This window comes from Streptomyces sp. NPDC005574 (genome assembly GCF_040605435.1).
Classification (GTDB): Bacteria; Actinomycetota; Actinomycetes; order Streptomycetales; family Streptomycetaceae; genus Streptomyces.
In genome coordinates this window covers 167579-183698 of sequence record NZ_JBEXCW010000004.1, presented here as the reverse complement: position 1 = coordinate 183698, position 16120 = coordinate 167579, and the positions used below count along the sequence as shown (strand labels likewise).

At 68.9% G+C, this 16120-nt stretch carries 16 protein-coding genes; 12 read left to right on the top strand and 4 right to left on the bottom strand.

What is annotated here, in order from left to right; genetic code table 11:
• Positions 1–52: 52 nt before the first annotated feature.
• Positions 53–706, bottom strand: a complete 654-nt coding sequence (locus ABZT03_RS04950; protein ID WP_356033556.1) for a hypothetical protein — start codon at positions 704–706, stop codon at positions 53–55.
• Positions 707–959: 253 nt separating this feature from the next.
• On the opposite strand from ABZT03_RS04950, the gene ABZT03_RS04945 reads away from it, so the two are divergent.
• The 11 genes from ABZT03_RS04945 to ABZT03_RS04895 all read left to right on the top strand — a co-directional run bounded on the left by ABZT03_RS04945 (position 960) and on the right by ABZT03_RS04895 (position 9605).
• Entirely contained in the window at positions 960–1607 is a 648-nt protein-coding gene (locus ABZT03_RS04945; RefSeq protein ID WP_356033553.1) for a hypothetical protein, read from the top strand.
• Positions 1592–2620 (top strand): hypothetical protein, encoded by a 1029-nt coding sequence (locus ABZT03_RS04940; protein WP_356033550.1) that lies wholly within the window; start codon positions 1592–1594, stop codon positions 2618–2620. Before ABZT03_RS04945 ends, ABZT03_RS04940 begins: the two co-directional genes overlap by 16 nt.
• Before the next feature lie 420 nt (positions 2621–3040).
• Positions 3041–3763 carry a hypothetical protein gene (locus ABZT03_RS04935; protein WP_356033548.1) on the top strand — a complete coding sequence of 241 codons (723 nt, stop codon included), beginning with the start codon at positions 3041–3043 and terminating at the stop codon, positions 3761–3763.
• A 16-nt stretch (positions 3764–3779) separates the two neighbouring features.
• A complete protein-coding gene (locus ABZT03_RS04930) occupies positions 3780–4628 on the top strand; it encodes a hypothetical protein (RefSeq protein ID WP_356033546.1) in 849 nt (282 codons plus the stop codon).
• Positions 4625–5932, top strand: coding sequence for an ATPase, T2SS/T4P/T4SS family (locus ABZT03_RS04925; protein WP_356033543.1), 1308 nt, complete (start codon positions 4625–4627; stop codon positions 5930–5932). Before ABZT03_RS04930 ends, ABZT03_RS04925 begins: the two co-directional genes overlap by 4 nt.
• A 2-nt stretch (positions 5933–5934) precedes the next feature.
• Positions 5935–6954, top strand: a complete 1020-nt coding sequence (locus ABZT03_RS04920; RefSeq protein WP_356033672.1) for a type II secretion system F family protein — start codon at positions 5935–5937, stop codon at positions 6952–6954.
• Positions 6951–7871, top strand: coding sequence for a type II secretion system F family protein (locus ABZT03_RS04915; protein ID WP_356033540.1), 921 nt, complete (start codon positions 6951–6953; stop codon positions 7869–7871). The genes ABZT03_RS04920 and ABZT03_RS04915 overlap by 4 nt, the downstream gene beginning before the upstream one ends.
• A 77-nt stretch (positions 7872–7948) precedes the next feature.
• Complete coding sequence (locus tag ABZT03_RS04910) at positions 7949–8209, top strand: hypothetical protein (RefSeq protein WP_356033537.1); 261 nt, start codon at positions 7949–7951, stop codon at positions 8207–8209.
• 63 nt (positions 8210–8272) lie between these two features.
• Positions 8273–8710: a TadE family protein gene (locus ABZT03_RS04905; protein ID WP_356033670.1), complete on the top strand. Its 438-nt coding sequence runs from the start codon at positions 8273–8275 to the stop codon at positions 8708–8710.
• Between the two features lie 2 nt (positions 8711–8712).
• Positions 8713–9138 (top strand): TadE/TadG family type IV pilus assembly protein, encoded by a 426-nt coding sequence (locus ABZT03_RS04900; RefSeq protein ID WP_356033535.1) that lies wholly within the window; start codon positions 8713–8715, stop codon positions 9136–9138.
• Entirely contained in the window at positions 9135–9605 is a 471-nt protein-coding gene (locus ABZT03_RS04895) for a pilus assembly protein TadG-related protein (protein ID WP_356033532.1), read from the top strand. Before ABZT03_RS04900 ends, ABZT03_RS04895 begins: the two co-directional genes overlap by 4 nt.
• A 9-nt stretch (positions 9606–9614) precedes the next feature.
• On the opposite strand, the gene ABZT03_RS04890 is transcribed toward ABZT03_RS04895, so the two are convergent.
• Complete coding sequence (locus ABZT03_RS04890) at positions 9615–9962, bottom strand: hypothetical protein (protein ID WP_356033529.1); 348 nt, start codon at positions 9960–9962, stop codon at positions 9615–9617.
• Positions 9963–10051: 89 nt separating this feature from the next.
• On the opposite strand from ABZT03_RS04890, the gene ABZT03_RS04885 reads away from it, so the two are divergent.
• Complete coding sequence (locus ABZT03_RS04885) at positions 10052–10702, top strand: hypothetical protein (protein WP_356033527.1); 651 nt, start codon at positions 10052–10054, stop codon at positions 10700–10702.
• A gap of 80 nt (positions 10703–10782) precedes the next feature.
• On the opposite strand, the gene ABZT03_RS04880 is transcribed toward ABZT03_RS04885, so the two are convergent.
• Both ABZT03_RS04880 and ABZT03_RS04875 read right to left on the bottom strand, forming a co-directional pair.
• On the bottom strand, positions 10783–11433 hold the full coding sequence (locus tag ABZT03_RS04880; protein WP_356033525.1) for a hypothetical protein: 651 nt from the start codon (positions 11431–11433) through the stop codon (positions 10783–10785).
• Between the two features lie 20 nt (positions 11434–11453).
• On the bottom strand, positions 11454–15989 hold the full coding sequence (locus tag ABZT03_RS04875; protein ID WP_356033522.1) for a DUF6531 domain-containing protein: 4536 nt from the start codon (positions 15987–15989) through the stop codon (positions 11454–11456).
• Positions 15990–16120: the final 131 nt, after the last annotated feature.

Sequence of the window (16120 nt, the reverse complement as noted above, 5' to 3'; positions counted from 1 at the left end):
ACGAGGGCACAGGTGACGCCAAGAACCGCTGCCACGAACCACCCGCCACGGGTCACGGGGTGCACTTGGAGTTGCCCCTCTCCGAGGTGAGCGTGGCGGTCCGCCACACGCCCTTGGCGCTCTTCTCCAACCTGGTGACGAAGAGAAGGTACGACCTGTCGGTCACCGGGGTCTTCTGGGCCTTGCCCGTCTTCAGGTCCTTGACGTACGCCTTGCCCTCGAAGGAGCAGTACGTGAGGGTCGCCTTGCCTGTTGCGTAGACATCGACCGCCGGCTTGAAGTACCGGGTCTCACCCGTCATGGACTTCTTACTGTCCACGAAGTTCCTGACCCATTGGGAGGCTCCCACCAGGGCGTCGCCCGTGTAGTAATAGCTCAGCACCGGTGTGTCGGCGTTGCTCTCGGTGATGGCGTAGTCCAAGGCGTCGATACGCCGAGAAGCGTCCGCCAGGACGTCGTCCTTCGTCGGATCCCCGGCCTTCCAGCCGGCGAACACGTTCGTGACGTCACTGGGCAGTGTGACCTTCGGATACTGCCCGGAAGCAGGGCTCGCGCTCGGAGACGCCGAGGTGGTCGTGTCGCCGGAGTCCGTTCCGGCGATCTTGTCGCTGGCCTTAGTGTCCTCGTCCCCGCCACCACAAGCTGTCAACAGCAGGGCCGCGCTTGCGGCGAGCGCGACAGCAACGGGCAAGGTGCGGCGCTTCACAGTGGTCTCCCCGTGAGACGAGAGGTCGGTCAAGAGCACAGACGGTATCGATGAGGTTATCGGTGGGGTCTCCTGGGCTGAGCCCGGCGCATGGTCTCGTGCTTCTTGTGTGAAGGTGCCTTCACGGAGTGCAGGTGGTCGCATCGGTCCCAGACCATGCTTGTTCTCGCATGAGCCACCCGTGGGATCATCCCATCGCAATCCGATCATCTATCCCAGGGGGACGAGCGCCATGCTGACAACGCGACGGAGGATGGCCGCGGTCGGCCTTCTTGCTGCTGTCACCTTCTGCGCGACCGGTTGCAGCAGCGATGCCGGTGGCGGCTCGGGCAGCGACAAGATCGCGGGAGCCGGTTCGGCGGAGGGCGGTTCGTCGTCGCCGTCTGCGTCTGCCTCCCACCCCGCGGAGAAGAACGCGCCGAGCTTCGATCTGCCGTCGGATCTCAAGATCGACGTCGAGAGCAAAGCGACCGGAGACGCGACCAAGGACGCCATCCTCCGCGATGCCGCGTACTCAGCCCAGGCCAACATCGAAGCCTTCGCTCAGGGGGAGAGTCAGGCCGTCAATCTGAACCGGTACTTCGCGGGAGATGCCCTCACCTACTGGGTCAAGCAGGTCGCGGACTTCAAGAAGAGCGGCCTCACTCTCACGGGTTACTACCGCTACTACGACTTCAAGGTCACGGATGTCGCAAACGGCAAAACGGCCGCGGTCAGTTACTGCGAGGACCAGAGCAAGGGATTCAGCAAGAGGGTCAAGACGGGCAAGGTGCTGCGCACCTCGCCGAGCGACAAGAGTTACGTCCTGTACACGCTGCAGGCGTCGAAAGACCAGGCCGGCGACTGGCAGGTGACGCGGCAGAGTTGGAAGAAGGGGGACGCCACGTGCGTGCAGGGATAGGAACGACCACCCGGCCGGTCCTGCGGGCGGCTGCAGCCGTCGGGCTCGTCATGGCGCTGGGGGCATCGGTCCCGGCGTACGCGGACGACACCCGGGGTGGCGGTGGAGGCACCGGAAACACCGGCGGTGCTGCCCCGGACTCCGGAGCCGACTCCGGCAACGGCACCATCGGTGCCCACATCCGCATCGCCCAGAGCAAAGCCGGTTCCGGGGGCTCCACCACCACCGCGACCTCCTCCAACGTCAACTGGAAGCCCCCGGTTTGCTGGTACGAACCCATGTACACGGCGAAGGAGTACGAGGAGTTCATCAAGTCCGCGTACAACGGGGCAGGCGAACCGGCGGCGAGCTACGCCGAGAAGCGGGACAAGGAGAAGTACCACAAGGGCGACGACGGCCTGTGGTGGCAGGTGAAGTTCCGCAACGACGACTACACCACCGCCTGTCCCGTCACCACGGACAACTGGGAGATCTGGGTTCCGCCGGCCGACCCCCGGCCTGACCCGAACAAGCTGACACCGCAGATCCTCTCGGAACTCGCGTACAACTCCACCAAGTTGCCCACCCCTCCCGTAATCCTGAACCCGAGCCCCGATCGACTCATCGTGAACCTCGGCACTCGGGTGAAGTTCGCGGGGGACTTCGACCGGGTCTGGACGACCGCCAGCATCAACTACAAGGGCGTCGCGATGGCGGCCACCACCGTTGCCACCCCCGTGGCCCTCAAGGTGGACGCCGGTACCGCCGACGCCGACCCGCAGACGTGCACGTACGACCTGCTCAAAGGCGACGGCGGCTACGAGGTCGACAGCAGGGGCGCGGGCTGCAACGTCACCTACCGCCGCTCCTCGGGCGGCGGCACCTACCCGTTCAAGGCGTCGATCACCTGGAAGGTCACCTGGACCGACTCGGCCGACCCGGATGGACCGGCACAGCAGCCGGGTCTGCCGGACGGTCTGTCGACGTTCGAGCAGAACGTGGCGGTCAAGGAGATCCAGTCCGTCAACCGGTAGGTCCGCCCGTCAGCCGGTGGGAAAGATCACGCCACCCCCACCCGCTTTCGTGAGCGCTTCGTGCAGGCATCATGAGCGCCGCGTGACGAACCCCCCACCCGCTGCCCGTCGGTGGGACGGTGGTGGATTCGCTACCGCACAGCGCGTCGGCCGTTGTCGTGCGGTATTCAACGGGGTTGCGGGCCTGTTCAGTTGCAGAGGGGTAACGAGGCGCAGAGTGAGCGGGATGACGTCGGACGCGCCTTGAGGGGCTTATGTGCGGCTGATACGGTGCCATGGCTTGACACTCACCTCTGCGATGGCTATTCGGCCAGGTCGGGTGGTAAGTCCAGCACGTCCCAGAGGGGCGGTCGGGGGTGAAGTGTCTGCATTTGCAGGGAATCTGGCAGACATTTTCTTGGGTGTACGGGGAGCGGTTGCGTGAGGATCCAAGAGCGTACGGGGGCGGGCGCCGGTCGTTCCACCGCTCCGGTTCAGCCGTCGGTCGGTGACCGGCTTCCCACTCCGCCTCGCGAGCGCAAACCCGCGTTGGCGGCGCTCGCGGTGCTGTTGATCCTGCTGGGCGCGCTCGGGGCGACGATGCTCGTGCTGCAGGCCGGCGACCGGATCGAGGTCGTGAAGATCACGAAGCCGATCCCCGCGGGCGGCTCGGTGAACTCCAGCAACACGACGTCCGTCCTGGTCGCCGAGGACAGCGGCATCCACTACGTGTTGTGGGAGCAGTTGGACACGCTGAAGAGGCTCAAGGCGCAGAGCGCCATTCCGGCCGGAGTCGTCGCCGTGGGAGAGATGTTCGGCAACGAGGCCAGGCTCGAAAGCGGGAAGGCGACCGTCGGCCTCGCCCTCAAGGAGGGCCAGTACCCGACCGGTCTCAAGGTCGGTGACGTCGTGGCCGCCTACCGCGTCGGCAGTGACAGCGGCTCCGGCTCCGGCTCCGGCGAGAGCGGTTCCTCGACGGGCGGCAACAGTGTGCTGGCCGACCGGGCGACCGTCCGTTTCGTGAACTCCGACAAGGGCAGCGACGAACTGGTCAGCAGCACGAACCTGCCGATCACGCTGATCGTCGACAACGACGAAGCCGCCGGGCTGGCGCAGGCTGCTTCGAACGGCGAAGTGGCCATCGTTCTCATCCCCGGCAACTGAAGGCGGCGCCGACCCCATGGCCCTCATCGCTCTAGCCGCCGACAAGGGTTCCCCCGGCGTCACCACCGCGGCCGTCGCTCTCGCGGCGGTCTGGCCGCGGCGGGTGCTGCTGGCGGAGACCGACCCGGCCGGTGGTGACCTCGTGTACCGCAGCGCCGCCGCGCACGGCGGTCCGCTGAACCCGAACACCGGCATGCTGTCGATCGCGGCTACCGCCCGGCGCGGTCTCGTGCCGGACCAACTGTGGGACCACGTACAGCCGTTGAGCGGTGGCCTCGAGGTCCTCGTCGGGCTCGGGAGCGCCGAGCAGGCGGCAGGTCTCGCAGGGCTGTGGCCGACCCTCGGCCACGCCTTCGCCTCCCTCGCCGACTCGCCGAACGCGCCCGCCGACGTCATCGCCGACTGCGGCCGTATCAGTGGGGACACCCCGGCGGTCGAACTGTTCCCGCATGCCGCGCTGGTGCTGCTTCTGGCGCGCACCGAGCCGGAGGCCATCGCCCGCGTCCGTGACCGGGCCGCCGCCCTGTCCACCAAGCTGCACGGCGGGCCGCGCGGTGCCGCGAGCCTGTCGAACCCGGTCATCGGTGTCGTGCTCGTCGCCGATCCCGGCGAGGCGGGCAAGCTGGTCAACCAGGTCAACGACATGCTCGTGCACGCCCAGACCGGTGCCCGGGTCGTCGGCACCATCGCCGACGACCCGTCCGGCGCCGAGCAGTTGGCCGGCCGTAAGCGCGGCCGGCTCGACAAGTCCCTGCTCATCCGCTCGGCCCGCAAGGTCACCGCGGACCTCTACCAGCAGTACGGCGCCGCCTGGGCCGTACCGCAGCAGGGCCAGGTCCACGGCCGTGCGGGGGCCGGGCGATGACCGCTGTCGACCACCAACTGGTCAAGCGGTTCCGGCAGGACGCCGGTGACCGGATCGCCGAGCAGCGCCGCCTCGACCAGGCATCCGGCGTCACACCGATGTCCAGCGAGGACGAACGGCACTACGCCCGCGCGGTCATAGCCCAGATCCTGGAGGACTACGCACGCGCCGAGATCAACGCGGGCCGTACGCCGCTGGACGCCGAGACCGAGGAGCAGTACGCGGCCGCCGTGCACGCGGCCCTGTTCGGGGTCGGCAGGCTCCAGCCGCTCCTCGACGACGCCGAGGTCGAGAACATCGACATCAACGGCTGCGACCAGGTGTTCGTCGGATACGCCGACGGGCGCGAGGTGAAGGGTGACCCCGTCGCGGAGACCGACGAGGAACTCATCGAGCTGATCCAGGTGCTCGGCGCCTACTCGGGTCTGTCCTCCCGTCCGTTCGACTCCGCCAACCCGCAGCTCGACCTGCGGCTGCCGGACGGGTCGCGGTTGTCGGCCGTCATGGACGTGGCGCGGCGCCCGGCGCTGTCCATCCGCCGCGCCCGCATGGGCAAGGTGTTCGTCTCCGACCTCGTCGGAAACGGCACGGTGACCCCCGAAGTCGCCCATTTCATGGCCTGCGCGGTCCGCGCCCGCAAGAACATCATGATCGCGGGGGCGACCAACGCGGGCAAGACGACGCTGCTGCGGGCCCTCGCCAACGAGATCCCGCCGCACGAACGGCTCATCACCGTGGAGCGTGCGCTGGAGCTCGGCCTCGACCAGTTCCCCGAACTCCACCCGAACGTCGTGGCGTTCGAGGAACGGCTGCCCAACTCCGAGGGTCAGGGCGCCATCGCGATGGCCGAACTGGTGCGCCGTTCCCTGCGTATGAACCCCTCGCGCGTCATCGTCGGTGAGGTCCTCGGCGACGAGATCGTGACGATGCTCAACGCGATGTCGCAGGGCAACGACGGCTCGCTGTCCACGATCCACGCCAACAGCTCCCACGAGGTCTTCAACCGCATCTCGACGTACGCCCTCCAGGCGTCCGAGCGACTGCCCATCGAGGCGAGCCAGATGCTGATCGCGGGCGCGGTGAACTTCGTGGTGTTCATCCAGCGGCGCAACGACTTCCACACCGGCGGCCGGCTGCAACGCATGGTCACGTCCGTCCGCGAGGTCAACGGCGTGGACGGCCGCGTGCTGTCCAGCGAGGTGTTCGCCCAGGCGCCGGACGGCCGGATCGTGCCGCACGCGCCCATCGCCTGCCTGGAGGACCTGATCGCGCACGGTTACCAGCCGCACGGAACCTGGGGGTGAGCATGACGTACTCGGCTCTCGGTACGCTCGGCACCATGGGCGGCCTGTTCTCGGCCACCGTGCTGTACTCGATCGGCTGCGGTGTCGCCGTCGGCGGCGGGATCGGGCTGTTCGTGGTCGCCGTCCGCGGCCTGCCCGCCAAGCCCGAACACGAGAAGCACCGGGCCAGCGAGCGGGCGAACGAGCTGATCCGGTTCGCCGGCCGGCGCGGCTCCCTCGCGGCCCTCGTCGGCATCGCCGTCCTGCTGCTGACCCGCTGGGCGGTGGCCGGCGTCGCGGCCGGCGTCCTCGTCTTCTTCTGGGACCGCCTCTTCGGCGGCGCCGCGGAGGAACGGGCCGCCATGCGCCGGGTGGAGGCCCTCGCCTCCTGGACGGAGTCCCTGCGCGACACCATCGCCGGCGCGGTCGGCCTGGAACAGGCCATCCCCGCCTCGGCGCGTGCGGCGGCGCCGGTGCTGCGGCCCCATCTCGACGCGCTCGTCGACCGGTTGCGCTCCCGCACCCCGCTGCCCGACGCGCTCCAGATCCTCGCCGACGAGATCGACGACGCCTCCGCGGACATCATCGTCGCGGCACTCATCCTCAACGCCCGCCTCCGGGGCCCCGGTCTGCGCCAGGTGCTCGGCGCGCTCGCCAAGTCCGCGCGTGAGGAGGTCGACATGCGCCAGCGCGTGATGGCACAACGGTCCTCCACCCGCCGGTCGGTGCAGATCGTGGTGGCGGTCTCGATCGCCTTCGTCCTGGGCCTGTCCGTCTTCAACCGCGACTTCGTCAAGCCCTACGGCACCGCGGTCGGCCAGCTCGTCCTGGCCATCGTCTGCGGCCTGTTCGCCCTCGGCTTCTGGTGGCTGCGCAAGCTGTCCACCATCGAGACCCCCGAACGCTTCCTGGTGCGGGACGACGCCTCGGTGCAGTTCGTACGGCCCCGGATGCCCGCCCCGACCGGCCAGGGCCAGCCCGGTCCCGGCACGGGCCCCGGTCAGGCGCCGCCGTTCCAGTCGGAGGAAGGTGTACGCCGGTGAACCTCACGATGCCGGTCGTGATCGGCGCGATCCTGGGCCTGGGCGTCTACGTCCTCGTCCGCGCCCTCATGCCGTCCCGGCGCAGCGCCGTCGCGCAGGTCGCGCGGATCGACGCGATGCGGGCGCGGGGGGCGGCGTACGAGTCGGCCCGGACGACGCAGGACGCGGGCCGCCTCGGCTCGGTGCGCGCCGAAGTCGGGCGGCGCATCGCCGAGTTCTACTTCCAGCAGGGCTGGGAGCAGCGCTCGCTGCGCGCGGACCTGGCCGTACTGGACCGCAGTTGGGAGAAGTTCCTCGCGACCAAGGTCCTGCTGGCGGCGGCGGGTCTGTTCTTCGGGCCGTTGCTGTTCGCGGTGGTCCTGACGCTCGGCATGGGCCACAGTCCGGTCATCCCCGTGTGGCTGGCGCTGCTGTTCGCGGCCGTGTTCTTCTTCCTGCCCGATCTGGAGGTACGGCGGGACGCCGCCGCCAAGCGGCGCGACCTGCGGCGCGTGATCGGCGCGTACCTCGACCTCGTGTCCATGAGCCTGGCGGGCGGCCGGGGCCTGCCTGAGGCGCTGATGGCGGCGGCCGAGATCTCCGACGGCTGGGCCACGCACCGTATCCGCAGCGCGCTCGCCGACGCCCGGATCACCGGCATCAGCCAGTGGCAGGCACTCGGCGCGCTGGGTGAGGAGCTCGGTGTCGAGGAACTCAAGGACCTCTCCGCCTCCCTTGCCCTGGTCGCCGACGACGGCGCCAAGGTCCGTGAGTCCCTGGCCTCCCGGGCCGAGACCATGCGGCACCGCGAACTCGCCGAGATCGAGGGCAGCGCGGGTGAGAAGTCGCAGTCGATGCTCGTGGCCCAACTGCTGCTCTGTGCGGGCTTCCTGGTGTTCCTGATCTTCCCGGCGGCGATGCGGGTGTTCCAGGTGTGAACCGCTCGGCTCGGTCCCTTCGTCCTAGTTCCCGTATCCACCGCCAGACAGCCAGCCGACCTGAGAGGACAACTCCCATGGCACCCACAACCGAACGAACCGTCCGCACGGGCATTCCCGCCGTGGACTTCCTGGTCACCTTCCTGCAGGGCCGTGTGCAGCGCGCCCGCTCCGGCGAACTGGACCGCGGCGCGTCCGCGGTCGAGTGGGTCATCATCTCCGCGGTCGTCGTGGCGATCGTCGGTGTGGTCGCCGCGATCATCAACACCGCCCTGAGTGACGGCGCCAACAAGGTCGGCGACTGCATCAAGGGCGCGAACGCGAGCGGCACCTGCTGATCGGAGGGGACAGGGCGACGGGGCGACGGGATCACGGGGTTGTTCGTGGGAGCAGGCAGATGGATGCGCCGCAGGGCGGGGGCCGCGCGTGAGGCCGCCGCCACCCGCGGCGACTCCGGGATGACGGCGATCGAGTTCGTCTTCCTCACCCCGGTCCTGTTCTTCATGATCTTCGCGACGGTCCAGTTCGCGCTGTACTTCTTCGCCGACCACGTGGCCCAGGCAGCTGCCCAGGCGGGCGCCCGCAAGGCCCGCGCGACCGCCCACGACCAGCCGGGCGGCTGGCGGGGCGAGGCCCGCACCGTGGTGGACAGCTACATCAGCCAGCTCGGCCCCCAGCTGGTCCTCTCCCCGGACGTGACGATGCTCCAGCCGGAGCCGAACACGGTGGGCGTGGAGATCACGGCCAGGATCCCGACGGTGTTCCCGGGACTCGACCTGACGGTGCACGCGCGGTCCTCGGGCCCGGTGGAGCGGTTCGTGCGGGAGGGGGAGAACTAGGCATGAACGTCTCCGCCCCGCGCCGCCGCCTGCCGGTGGACGACCGCGGCCTGTCCACGGTCGAGGTGGTGATCCTCGCCCCCGTCATGATCATGTTCATCCTGGTGCTGGTGGCTTTCGGGCAACTCGTCGACGGCCGGGGCGCGTTGGACGGGGCCGCCCGGGACGCGGCGCGAGCGGGCTCGATCCAGAAGGACCACGGGACGGCTCTGGCCGAGGCGCGCAAGGCGGCCGAGGCCGACCTCGCCGACGTCTGCTCGGGCCCGGTGTCGGTGACGCAGACGAGCGCGGGCTTCGAACCCGACACCATCTTCACCGTCGAGGTGAGCTGTCAGGTGCGCGGCCTGGCCATGCTGGGCCTGGACGTCCCGACGACGCTGAAGGCCAGCTTCAGCTCACCGCTGGACCCCTTCCGGAGGACGGCGTGAGCGACCTCGTAGGAGTGTGCCGGTCCTGGTGGGACGCGCGTCGGTCGGAGCTGGACGACCGCGGCTCCGGGGCCGGCGCCGTCATCATCTTCGCCCTCGTCTTCCTCTCCCTCTCCGCGTTCGTCATCGACGGCGGAATGTCCATCTCCAAGCGGGAACGCGCGGCGGACATCGCGGAGCAGGCGGCCCGTTACGCGGCCCAGGACATCGACAAGGAAGCCCTCTACGGCAACCAGGGTGGCGCCGCGCCGATCAACTTCCAGGACTGCGACGCCCGCGTGAAGGCGTTCGCCCGCGAGATGGACATGAACGGCCCGGACACGGCGGCGACCCACTGCGTGACGGCGGACGCCCAGCAGGTCACCGTGGAGGTCCAGTTGACGTACTCGCCGGTGTTCGTCGGCATGTTCTACGGCGGTGACGTGGTCGTGCACGGGCGGGCGGTGGCGGAGAACGAGGTGGGCTGACGGTACGGCTCACGTGCCGCCGCTGTCGCCCTTGCCGCCGCCCCCCGTCTCCTCCGTCCGCACCCCGTCCCTGACCTTCTTCTCCAGGTCCAGGTCGAGCTTCTTGAACTCGCGCACGACCGCGTCGGACATGTCGGCCAGCGCGTCGAGCTGCTGGCCGATGTCCTCGCGCCCGTCCTCCCAGTGGGACTCGAACGCGTCGAGAGCGTGGTTGACGCTGCCGTCGCCGATGTCGTCCTCGTAGGACTTGAACAGCTTCTTGGTGTGGTTCAGACGGGTCTTGAGGTCACGCAGCCGGCCGCCGTACGTCTCCAGCTCGCTCAGTGGGAGTGCGAGGTCGCTCTTGCCGTTGCCCATTTTCTGTCCCCCAGCCGGGCCTCGTAGTCTGACCGGAACGGTACAACGATCGTGCCGGCGGCAACCGTTGAACGGGGTGGACGGACGACATGGCCCGCTACATGGAGACACTCACCGTCGAGCGCGGCGGTTTCCGGATCAACGTGCCCGAGTCGTGGTGGGAGTTCGACGTGCGGCCGGAGTCGCGGGACGACTCGATCCGGCGGATGGTGAACGAACGGGTACGGCAGCGGCCGGAGCTCGCCCAGTACCGCGACACCTACACGGCGTTCCTGCGGAAGGCCGCCGCGGACGCGTGGAAGTCCGGTGCGCTGTACTGCGGTTGCATGGCGGAGAGCTTCGGCGGTGACACCCCGATCACCGGCTCCGTGACGGTGTCCCTCGTCGGTGGCCGCACGCGGGACGGTGCGCCGCTGTCGACGGACCCGGCCACGATGGCGGCCGGCCTCGCGACCCGGGAGGCGAAGAAGGAGGGCGACGCCTGGCGCAAGGTGACGACCGTCGACATCCCGGGCGTGGGCACGGTGGCGCGGACGTACGGCATCGAGGACATCGAGGTACCTGACGACGCGCTGAAGCGCACGATCCGGGCCGTGCTGATGCAGACGTTCATCCCGGTGCCGGGTCAGGAGGGCAAGGTCGCGCTGGTGGCGGGCAGCAGCCAGGTGCTGGACCTGGCGGACTCCTTCTTCGACATCTTCGACGCGATCACGTCGACGTTCCGGTTCTCGTCGAGCTGACGTGCCCTTCTCGACCGGCCCGACCGCGGACTGTCCGCCGGACCCGGCGGCGTACTCGCCGCCGGGTCCGGCGGCGCCCGTCAGAGTGATCGGTCGTCCCGGTCGATCACATCCTCCAGCGCGTGGGCGTACCGCCTGAAACTCTCCTTGGCGCCCTCCCGCGCGGGTGCGTCGGGACGCAGGAGATCCGGCAGGAACGTGACGCGCCACATCCGGAAGACGTCCGACACCACCCGCTCGTCGTCGACGCCCAGCAGCGAACCGGCCATGCGCACGACGGTGACGATGAGTCCCGGTGCCGCTTGCAGACCGGGCCCTCTCACTGTGGCGGTGCCGACCAGAGCATGCATGAGAGTGGTCAACTGGAGGTCGCCGGCCATGTGCAGCATGCGCCGCAGCACGGCGGGGTCGTCGGTGTCGGGTGGATAGGCCTCGATGCATCCCGAGTACAACATCAGGTACTCGGCTGTCACCTCGCGACCCTCGTTCCAGCCTCCCTGCCGCTCGAAGACAGCCATCGTCTCGCCGGTGAAGTCACCGATGTCGCGGACGAGTTCGAGGAGGCTGTCCAACTCGTCCCGCCGCGCGGCCACGAAGGCCTCGAGCGAGACATCGCGCAGAGACCTCGCTCCGGAGGCCGTCACGGCGCCCAGCTCCAGGATTCCCCACAGCGGAGCGAACACGTCGTACCCGAGACCCGTTTCGGAGATGGGGGCGTACTGTTCCGTCATTTAAAGAGACCTCGCATCAATCAGAACAGACCCATGAAGTGTTGTGTGATCGCCTCTTGGGTGGGCAGGACGTTGGTGATTCCATTGTTCAGGATTTCCAGTCCTTCGGGAGTGTTGACGAAGAATTCGGGCTGATTTCCATTCGGGCCTCCCATCTGGCGGACGGAATTGGCAAATTCCTCTGGGACCTGAACGCGCACGACGTGGCCACCGCGGCCGTACGCGGTCGCGGCCCTGGTGAACTCGTCCGTCAGATAGACGCCCGCCTGCGGCGTACCCGCCCGCTGTCCCGCCGCGGAGAGGTCCAGACCGAACCGCGGCCCCTGCCAGTCCATTGAGCCATGGTACAAAACCGTATACGGAGAAAGCCCGAACGGGTCGATCTGCCGGAACGGGTTCGACGTGTACGCATAGGGATTCGGAGCCGGTTCCAGCCCGAGTGGGTCGACGGACGAATAGCGGCCCGTCTCGGGGTCGTAGTAGCGGTGGTAGTTGTAGTGGAGTCCGGTTTCGGGGTCGTGGTACTGACCGGGAAACCGGAGTGGTGTGTAGGCCGTGTTGTCGGCCTGCCATGTGGTGATTCCCCACAGGGTTCGGCGTGAACGCCAGGCGATGTTCCCGGTCTCGTCGAGAAGTTCGGTGGGAGTGCCGACGAGATCGGTGACGATCGCGAAGAAGCGGGAGTCGATCTCCTCCTGGGTGGCCCGATGGGTGAGGCGTTCGGTCTGGGCCACGGGGAACAGGCCGTCGTGGTCCCAGGTGAGCGTCACCGGATGCGGATGGTCAGGGGCGGTCGTCGTCTGCTCGGTGAGGTTGGGGCCGTCCCAGGTGAAGTGGGTTTCCTCCACGACCGTCGTGCCGTCGGCAGCCATGCGCTGCTTGGCTGTACGGCGGCCGAAGGGGTCGTAGCGGTAGCGCCACAGGGTTCCGTCCGGGGTGCTCACCGCGGTGAGGCGGTCCTCGGCGTCCCATTCGTATCGCCAGACGTCAGGCGTGCGTGACAGGCGGGTCTTGCGGCGCACAACGACGCGCCCCTCGTCGTCGTACTCGAAACGAACGGAGCCGGCGCGGGTCAGGCGGCTCCCGGTGTACGCACGGTGACCCTGCGCTTCCTGACCGGCATGCCGTTCCGGCCAGGCTGCCCGGCTCTGGTTGCCCGCCGCGTCGTAGGCGTACGACTCGGCCCAGTTCCGGGCACGGACGTCCGTCACTCGGCCGGCGTCGTCCAGTCCGAGACCGATCTCACCACCGACGGGGTCGTCGATGCCGACGAGGTGGCTGTCCGGACGGAAGGCGTACGAGCGGCGCTGGACGACGTCCTGGGACGCCGTGACGATCTGATCGACCAGCCGCCCCGCCGAGTCCCAGCCCTGGACGAGACCGAGGGAGTCGCCGATCATGCGGGAGATCTCACGACCGGCGGCGTCGTAGGAGAATGCCAGGACGCGGCCGGAGGTGGTCAGCGAGGTCGCGCGGCCCGCCGCGTCGTAGCCGTGGACAGCGCGGGCACCCATGGGCGTCGTCCGCGCGGTGCGCCGACCCGTCGCGTCGTAACCGAACGACAGCGTACGGCCGTTCACCGTCTCGGCGAGCGGCCTTCCCATGGCGTCGCGGTCCCAGACCATCTCGCAGCCCGGGCTCGCGGCCCGAAGGATCCTGCCGCCGGTGTCGTACTCGTACGTGGTGACCGAGCCGTCCACGTTCTTGGAGGACAGCCGGCCCAGAGCGTCGTACGCGTAGGAGACCGACTGCCCCAGCGGATTCGTTCGTGCCACCAGGCGACCCACCGCATCGCGCCCGTACGTCACGCGGCGGCCGTCGAAGTCGGTCTCGGCGACGAGCCGGCCGGCGGGATCGTACTCGTACTCCCACGTCAGGCCCTGTGGGGCGGTGACCTTGGTCAGCCGTAGCGAGGGGTCGTGCTCGAACTCGTACCGCGCTCCGTCGGGCCCGGTCCGTGCGGCCAGCAGGTCGAAATGGGTGTACTCGTAGTCGGAGGAAGCGCCACCCGCATCCGTGTGGCGGATGCAGTTGCCCTCCCCGTCGTAGTCCCACGTCTGTTCCGCACCGTCCGGCCCGAGTTCGCGAGCGAGCCGGCCCTCCACGGTCCACCAGCGGCGGGTCCGCGCTCCCAGAGGATCCGTGATCAGGCTGACCCGGCCGAACGCGTCGTGCCGGGCGGTCTGTCGGTTGCCGAGCGGGTCGGTGATCTCTGCGACCAGGCCGGTGGCGGTGCAGCGCACCAGCGTGGTCGCCCCGAGTGCGTCGGTCACGGACGTCAGCCGGCCGGCGTCGTCATACGTGTACCGGGTCGTGGCGCCTGCCGCGTCGGTGAGGGCGGTGCAGTTGCCGCGCTCGTCGTACTCGCGCCGCCGGCTGGACCCGTCGGCCGACGTGACGATCGTGGGGCGACCCAGACCGTCGTATGTGCAGCTGCTCGTCCGGCCGTCGGGACGGGTGACTCGCAGGGGCCGCCCTGTCGGGTCGTTGGTGAACCGGGTCGTGTGTCCGAGGGCGTCCGTCCGGGACAGGATGTGATGGTGCTGGTCGTACTCGGTACGTGTGATGCCGCCGATGCCGTCGATCTCCGCGACCACCTGGCTGTGGCCGTTGACCACGAATCGGCTTGTCGCACCCTCGGCGGTGGTGAGGGTGGTGACGCGGCAGTCGGGCCATGCGGGGTCGCTGCCGTCGTAGTCGAGGGTGATGGCGATGTGGCCGGCTTCGCCACCCTCGGCGGTACAGCGGTCAAGGGCGTCGTAGGCGTACTCGTAACAACTGTCGTTCGTGTCGGTCCACGAGGTGACGCGCAGTCGCTCGTCGTATGCGAAACGAAGCGCGAGACCAGAGGAGTTGACGACCTCGGTGAGGTTGCCGTCGGTGTAGCCGTACCGCTTGACCGTGACGTCCGAGCCGTCCTCTCCCGCCCCGGCCAGGGCGAGTGCAGTGATACGGCCGTCCTCGGCGGTGAGCTTCAGGTGGTAGCCGCCCGAGTGCCGGATGTCCGTGGGGGCACCGGAATCGTCGTAGTGGAAGTCGGTGGTGTGGCCGTTGCGGTCGGATACGCGTTCCAGCAGGGCCAGTCCGTCGGAGTGTTCCGCGAAGCGGCGGGTGTGCCCGGTGACGGGGTCGGTCACGATGTAGTCGCCGGTCTCCCGCCGGGACAGAGGCCAGCGGGGGCCGACTTCCGGCAAAACCGGCGAACCCGAGACGTCCGGGTGCGGATAGGCGAGTACCAGCCCGTCCTCGGTGACGAACACGACACCCTCGGCGTCGATCTCCAGCCGTTGGTCCACGGTGGAGGACCAGGACGGACCGAACCACCAGCCCGTCGCGTATCCCGACTCCACCCGCCGTTCGAAGGCCAGCGGCAGCAGCCCGGGGAGTTCCACGTCGGTCTGCGGAAGGAACATCTTGCCCGTGGCCATGTCGACCGGGTCGCTGCCGCCTCGTCGGACCACGCTCGTCAGCCGGTTGAAGGCACCCGTCGCGCTGTTCGCGAGCATGCCACGGGCGCTCTTGCCCAGGCCGCGCACCGCCAGGCTCATGCCTTTCAGGCCGCCCCGGAGCCCCTTCATCGCGGCCAGGCCGCCCTTGAGCCCCTTGGCGAGCCCACCGAGCGTGGTCAGCCCCTTCATGCCCGGGATGCAGTCCAGCGCCGCCAGACCCACGTCCCAGAGCGAGGCTTGGCCCTTGGAATACTTATAGAGCGTGTCCGCGAGCACGACGAGTGCGGCGATCAGCACGATCGCACCGAGGATCGGGCCGCCGATGATCATCGCGACGATGCCCAGGACGGCGACGACGACCTTGCACACCGTGACGATGGTGTCCCAGTTGTCCTCGAACCAGTCCCCAACCTCCTCCCACCACGACCGGTTCTGAATGCCGGCGTCCGAGGCCTCGTCGATCTTCGACTTGGCTTCCCGCGCCGCGTCCTCACGCATCCTGCGGGCGTCCTCGGCCATCTTCTTCGCCGCGTCGAGCGCGTCCTGCGCGTTGCTGACGTCGGACTGGGCCTTGGAGTGTGCGGACTTGGCCTGCTGCGCGTCTCTGGTGGCCGCGCGGACCTTCGCTTCGTCCGGCTTCTCGGCGGCGGACTTGCTGCCGGTGGGATCGTCCTTGTACTTGTCCGCCTCCTTGGTGGCGCGGGTGACCCAGGAGTCGGCGGACGACAGCCTCGACTGCGCTGAGGACAGGTCGCTCTGCGCCTCGCGGGCCTTGACCAGGGCCTTGTCGGCCAGCGCCTGGGCCCGCTCCAGCTTCGGCCAGTACGCCGCCAGCGCATCGCCGCACAGGTCGTAGGACTTCTTCAGCTTCTTGAGGTTCTTCGGGACGCCCGAGAACTGATCCTTGAACACGGCGGCGGACTTGCCCGCCCACTCGAGGGCCGCGTCCTCCTCCGCCATCCCCTTGACGATCCGCAGCGCGTCCGCGACGTCGTCGGCGAAGTCGTGCAACTGCCCGGCCAGTGAACGCACCCGTTCCGGGTCGCCCGGCGTCGGATCCCTGTCCAGATCCAGAACGTGCCAGTCCCGCGGCCGGTACCCCGTCATACGCAACCCCCGTCACGTGCACCTCGCCAACAACCGTGTGCGCACGCGAACTTACAAGGCACAGTCGTTCGAGGAAAGGTCGCCCGCCGATCCTCCACCGGACGGCCGGGTGACCCGCCCCCGCAGGGCAG

What these genes read in the sequence shown, in the direction of transcription:
- ABZT03_RS04900 (WP_356033535.1), top strand. Translation starts at nt 8,713, where the DNA reads ATGAACGTCTCCGCCCCGCGCCGCCGCCTGCCGGTGGACGACCGCGGC.
- ABZT03_RS04930 (WP_356033546.1), top strand. Translation starts at nt 3,780, where the DNA reads ATGGCCCTCATCGCTCTAGCCGCCGACAAGGGTTCCCCCGGCGTCACC.
- ABZT03_RS04925 (WP_356033543.1), top strand. Translation starts at nt 4,625, where the DNA reads ATGACCGCTGTCGACCACCAACTGGTCAAGCGGTTCCGGCAGGACGCC.
- ABZT03_RS04910 (WP_356033537.1), top strand. Translation starts at nt 7,949, where the DNA reads ATGGCACCCACAACCGAACGAACCGTCCGCACGGGCATTCCCGCCGTG.
- ABZT03_RS04920 (WP_356033672.1), top strand. Translation starts at nt 5,935, where the DNA reads ATGACGTACTCGGCTCTCGGTACGCTCGGCACCATGGGCGGCCTGTTC.
- ABZT03_RS04885 (WP_356033527.1), top strand. Translation starts at nt 10,052, where the DNA reads ATGGCCCGCTACATGGAGACACTCACCGTCGAGCGCGGCGGTTTCCGG.
- ABZT03_RS04875 (WP_356033522.1), bottom strand. Translation starts at nt 15,989, where the DNA reads ATGACGGGGTACCGGCCGCGGGACTGGCACGTTCTGGATCTGGACAGG.
- ABZT03_RS04905 (WP_356033670.1), top strand. Translation starts at nt 8,273, where the DNA reads ATGCGCCGCAGGGCGGGGGCCGCGCGTGAGGCCGCCGCCACCCGCGGC.
- ABZT03_RS04880 (WP_356033525.1), bottom strand. Translation starts at nt 11,433, where the DNA reads ATGACGGAACAGTACGCCCCCATCTCCGAAACGGGTCTCGGGTACGAC.
- ABZT03_RS04945 (WP_356033553.1), top strand. Translation starts at nt 960, where the DNA reads ATGGCCGCGGTCGGCCTTCTTGCTGCTGTCACCTTCTGCGCGACCGGT.
- ABZT03_RS04890 (WP_356033529.1), bottom strand. Translation starts at nt 9,962, where the DNA reads ATGGGCAACGGCAAGAGCGACCTCGCACTCCCACTGAGCGAGCTGGAG.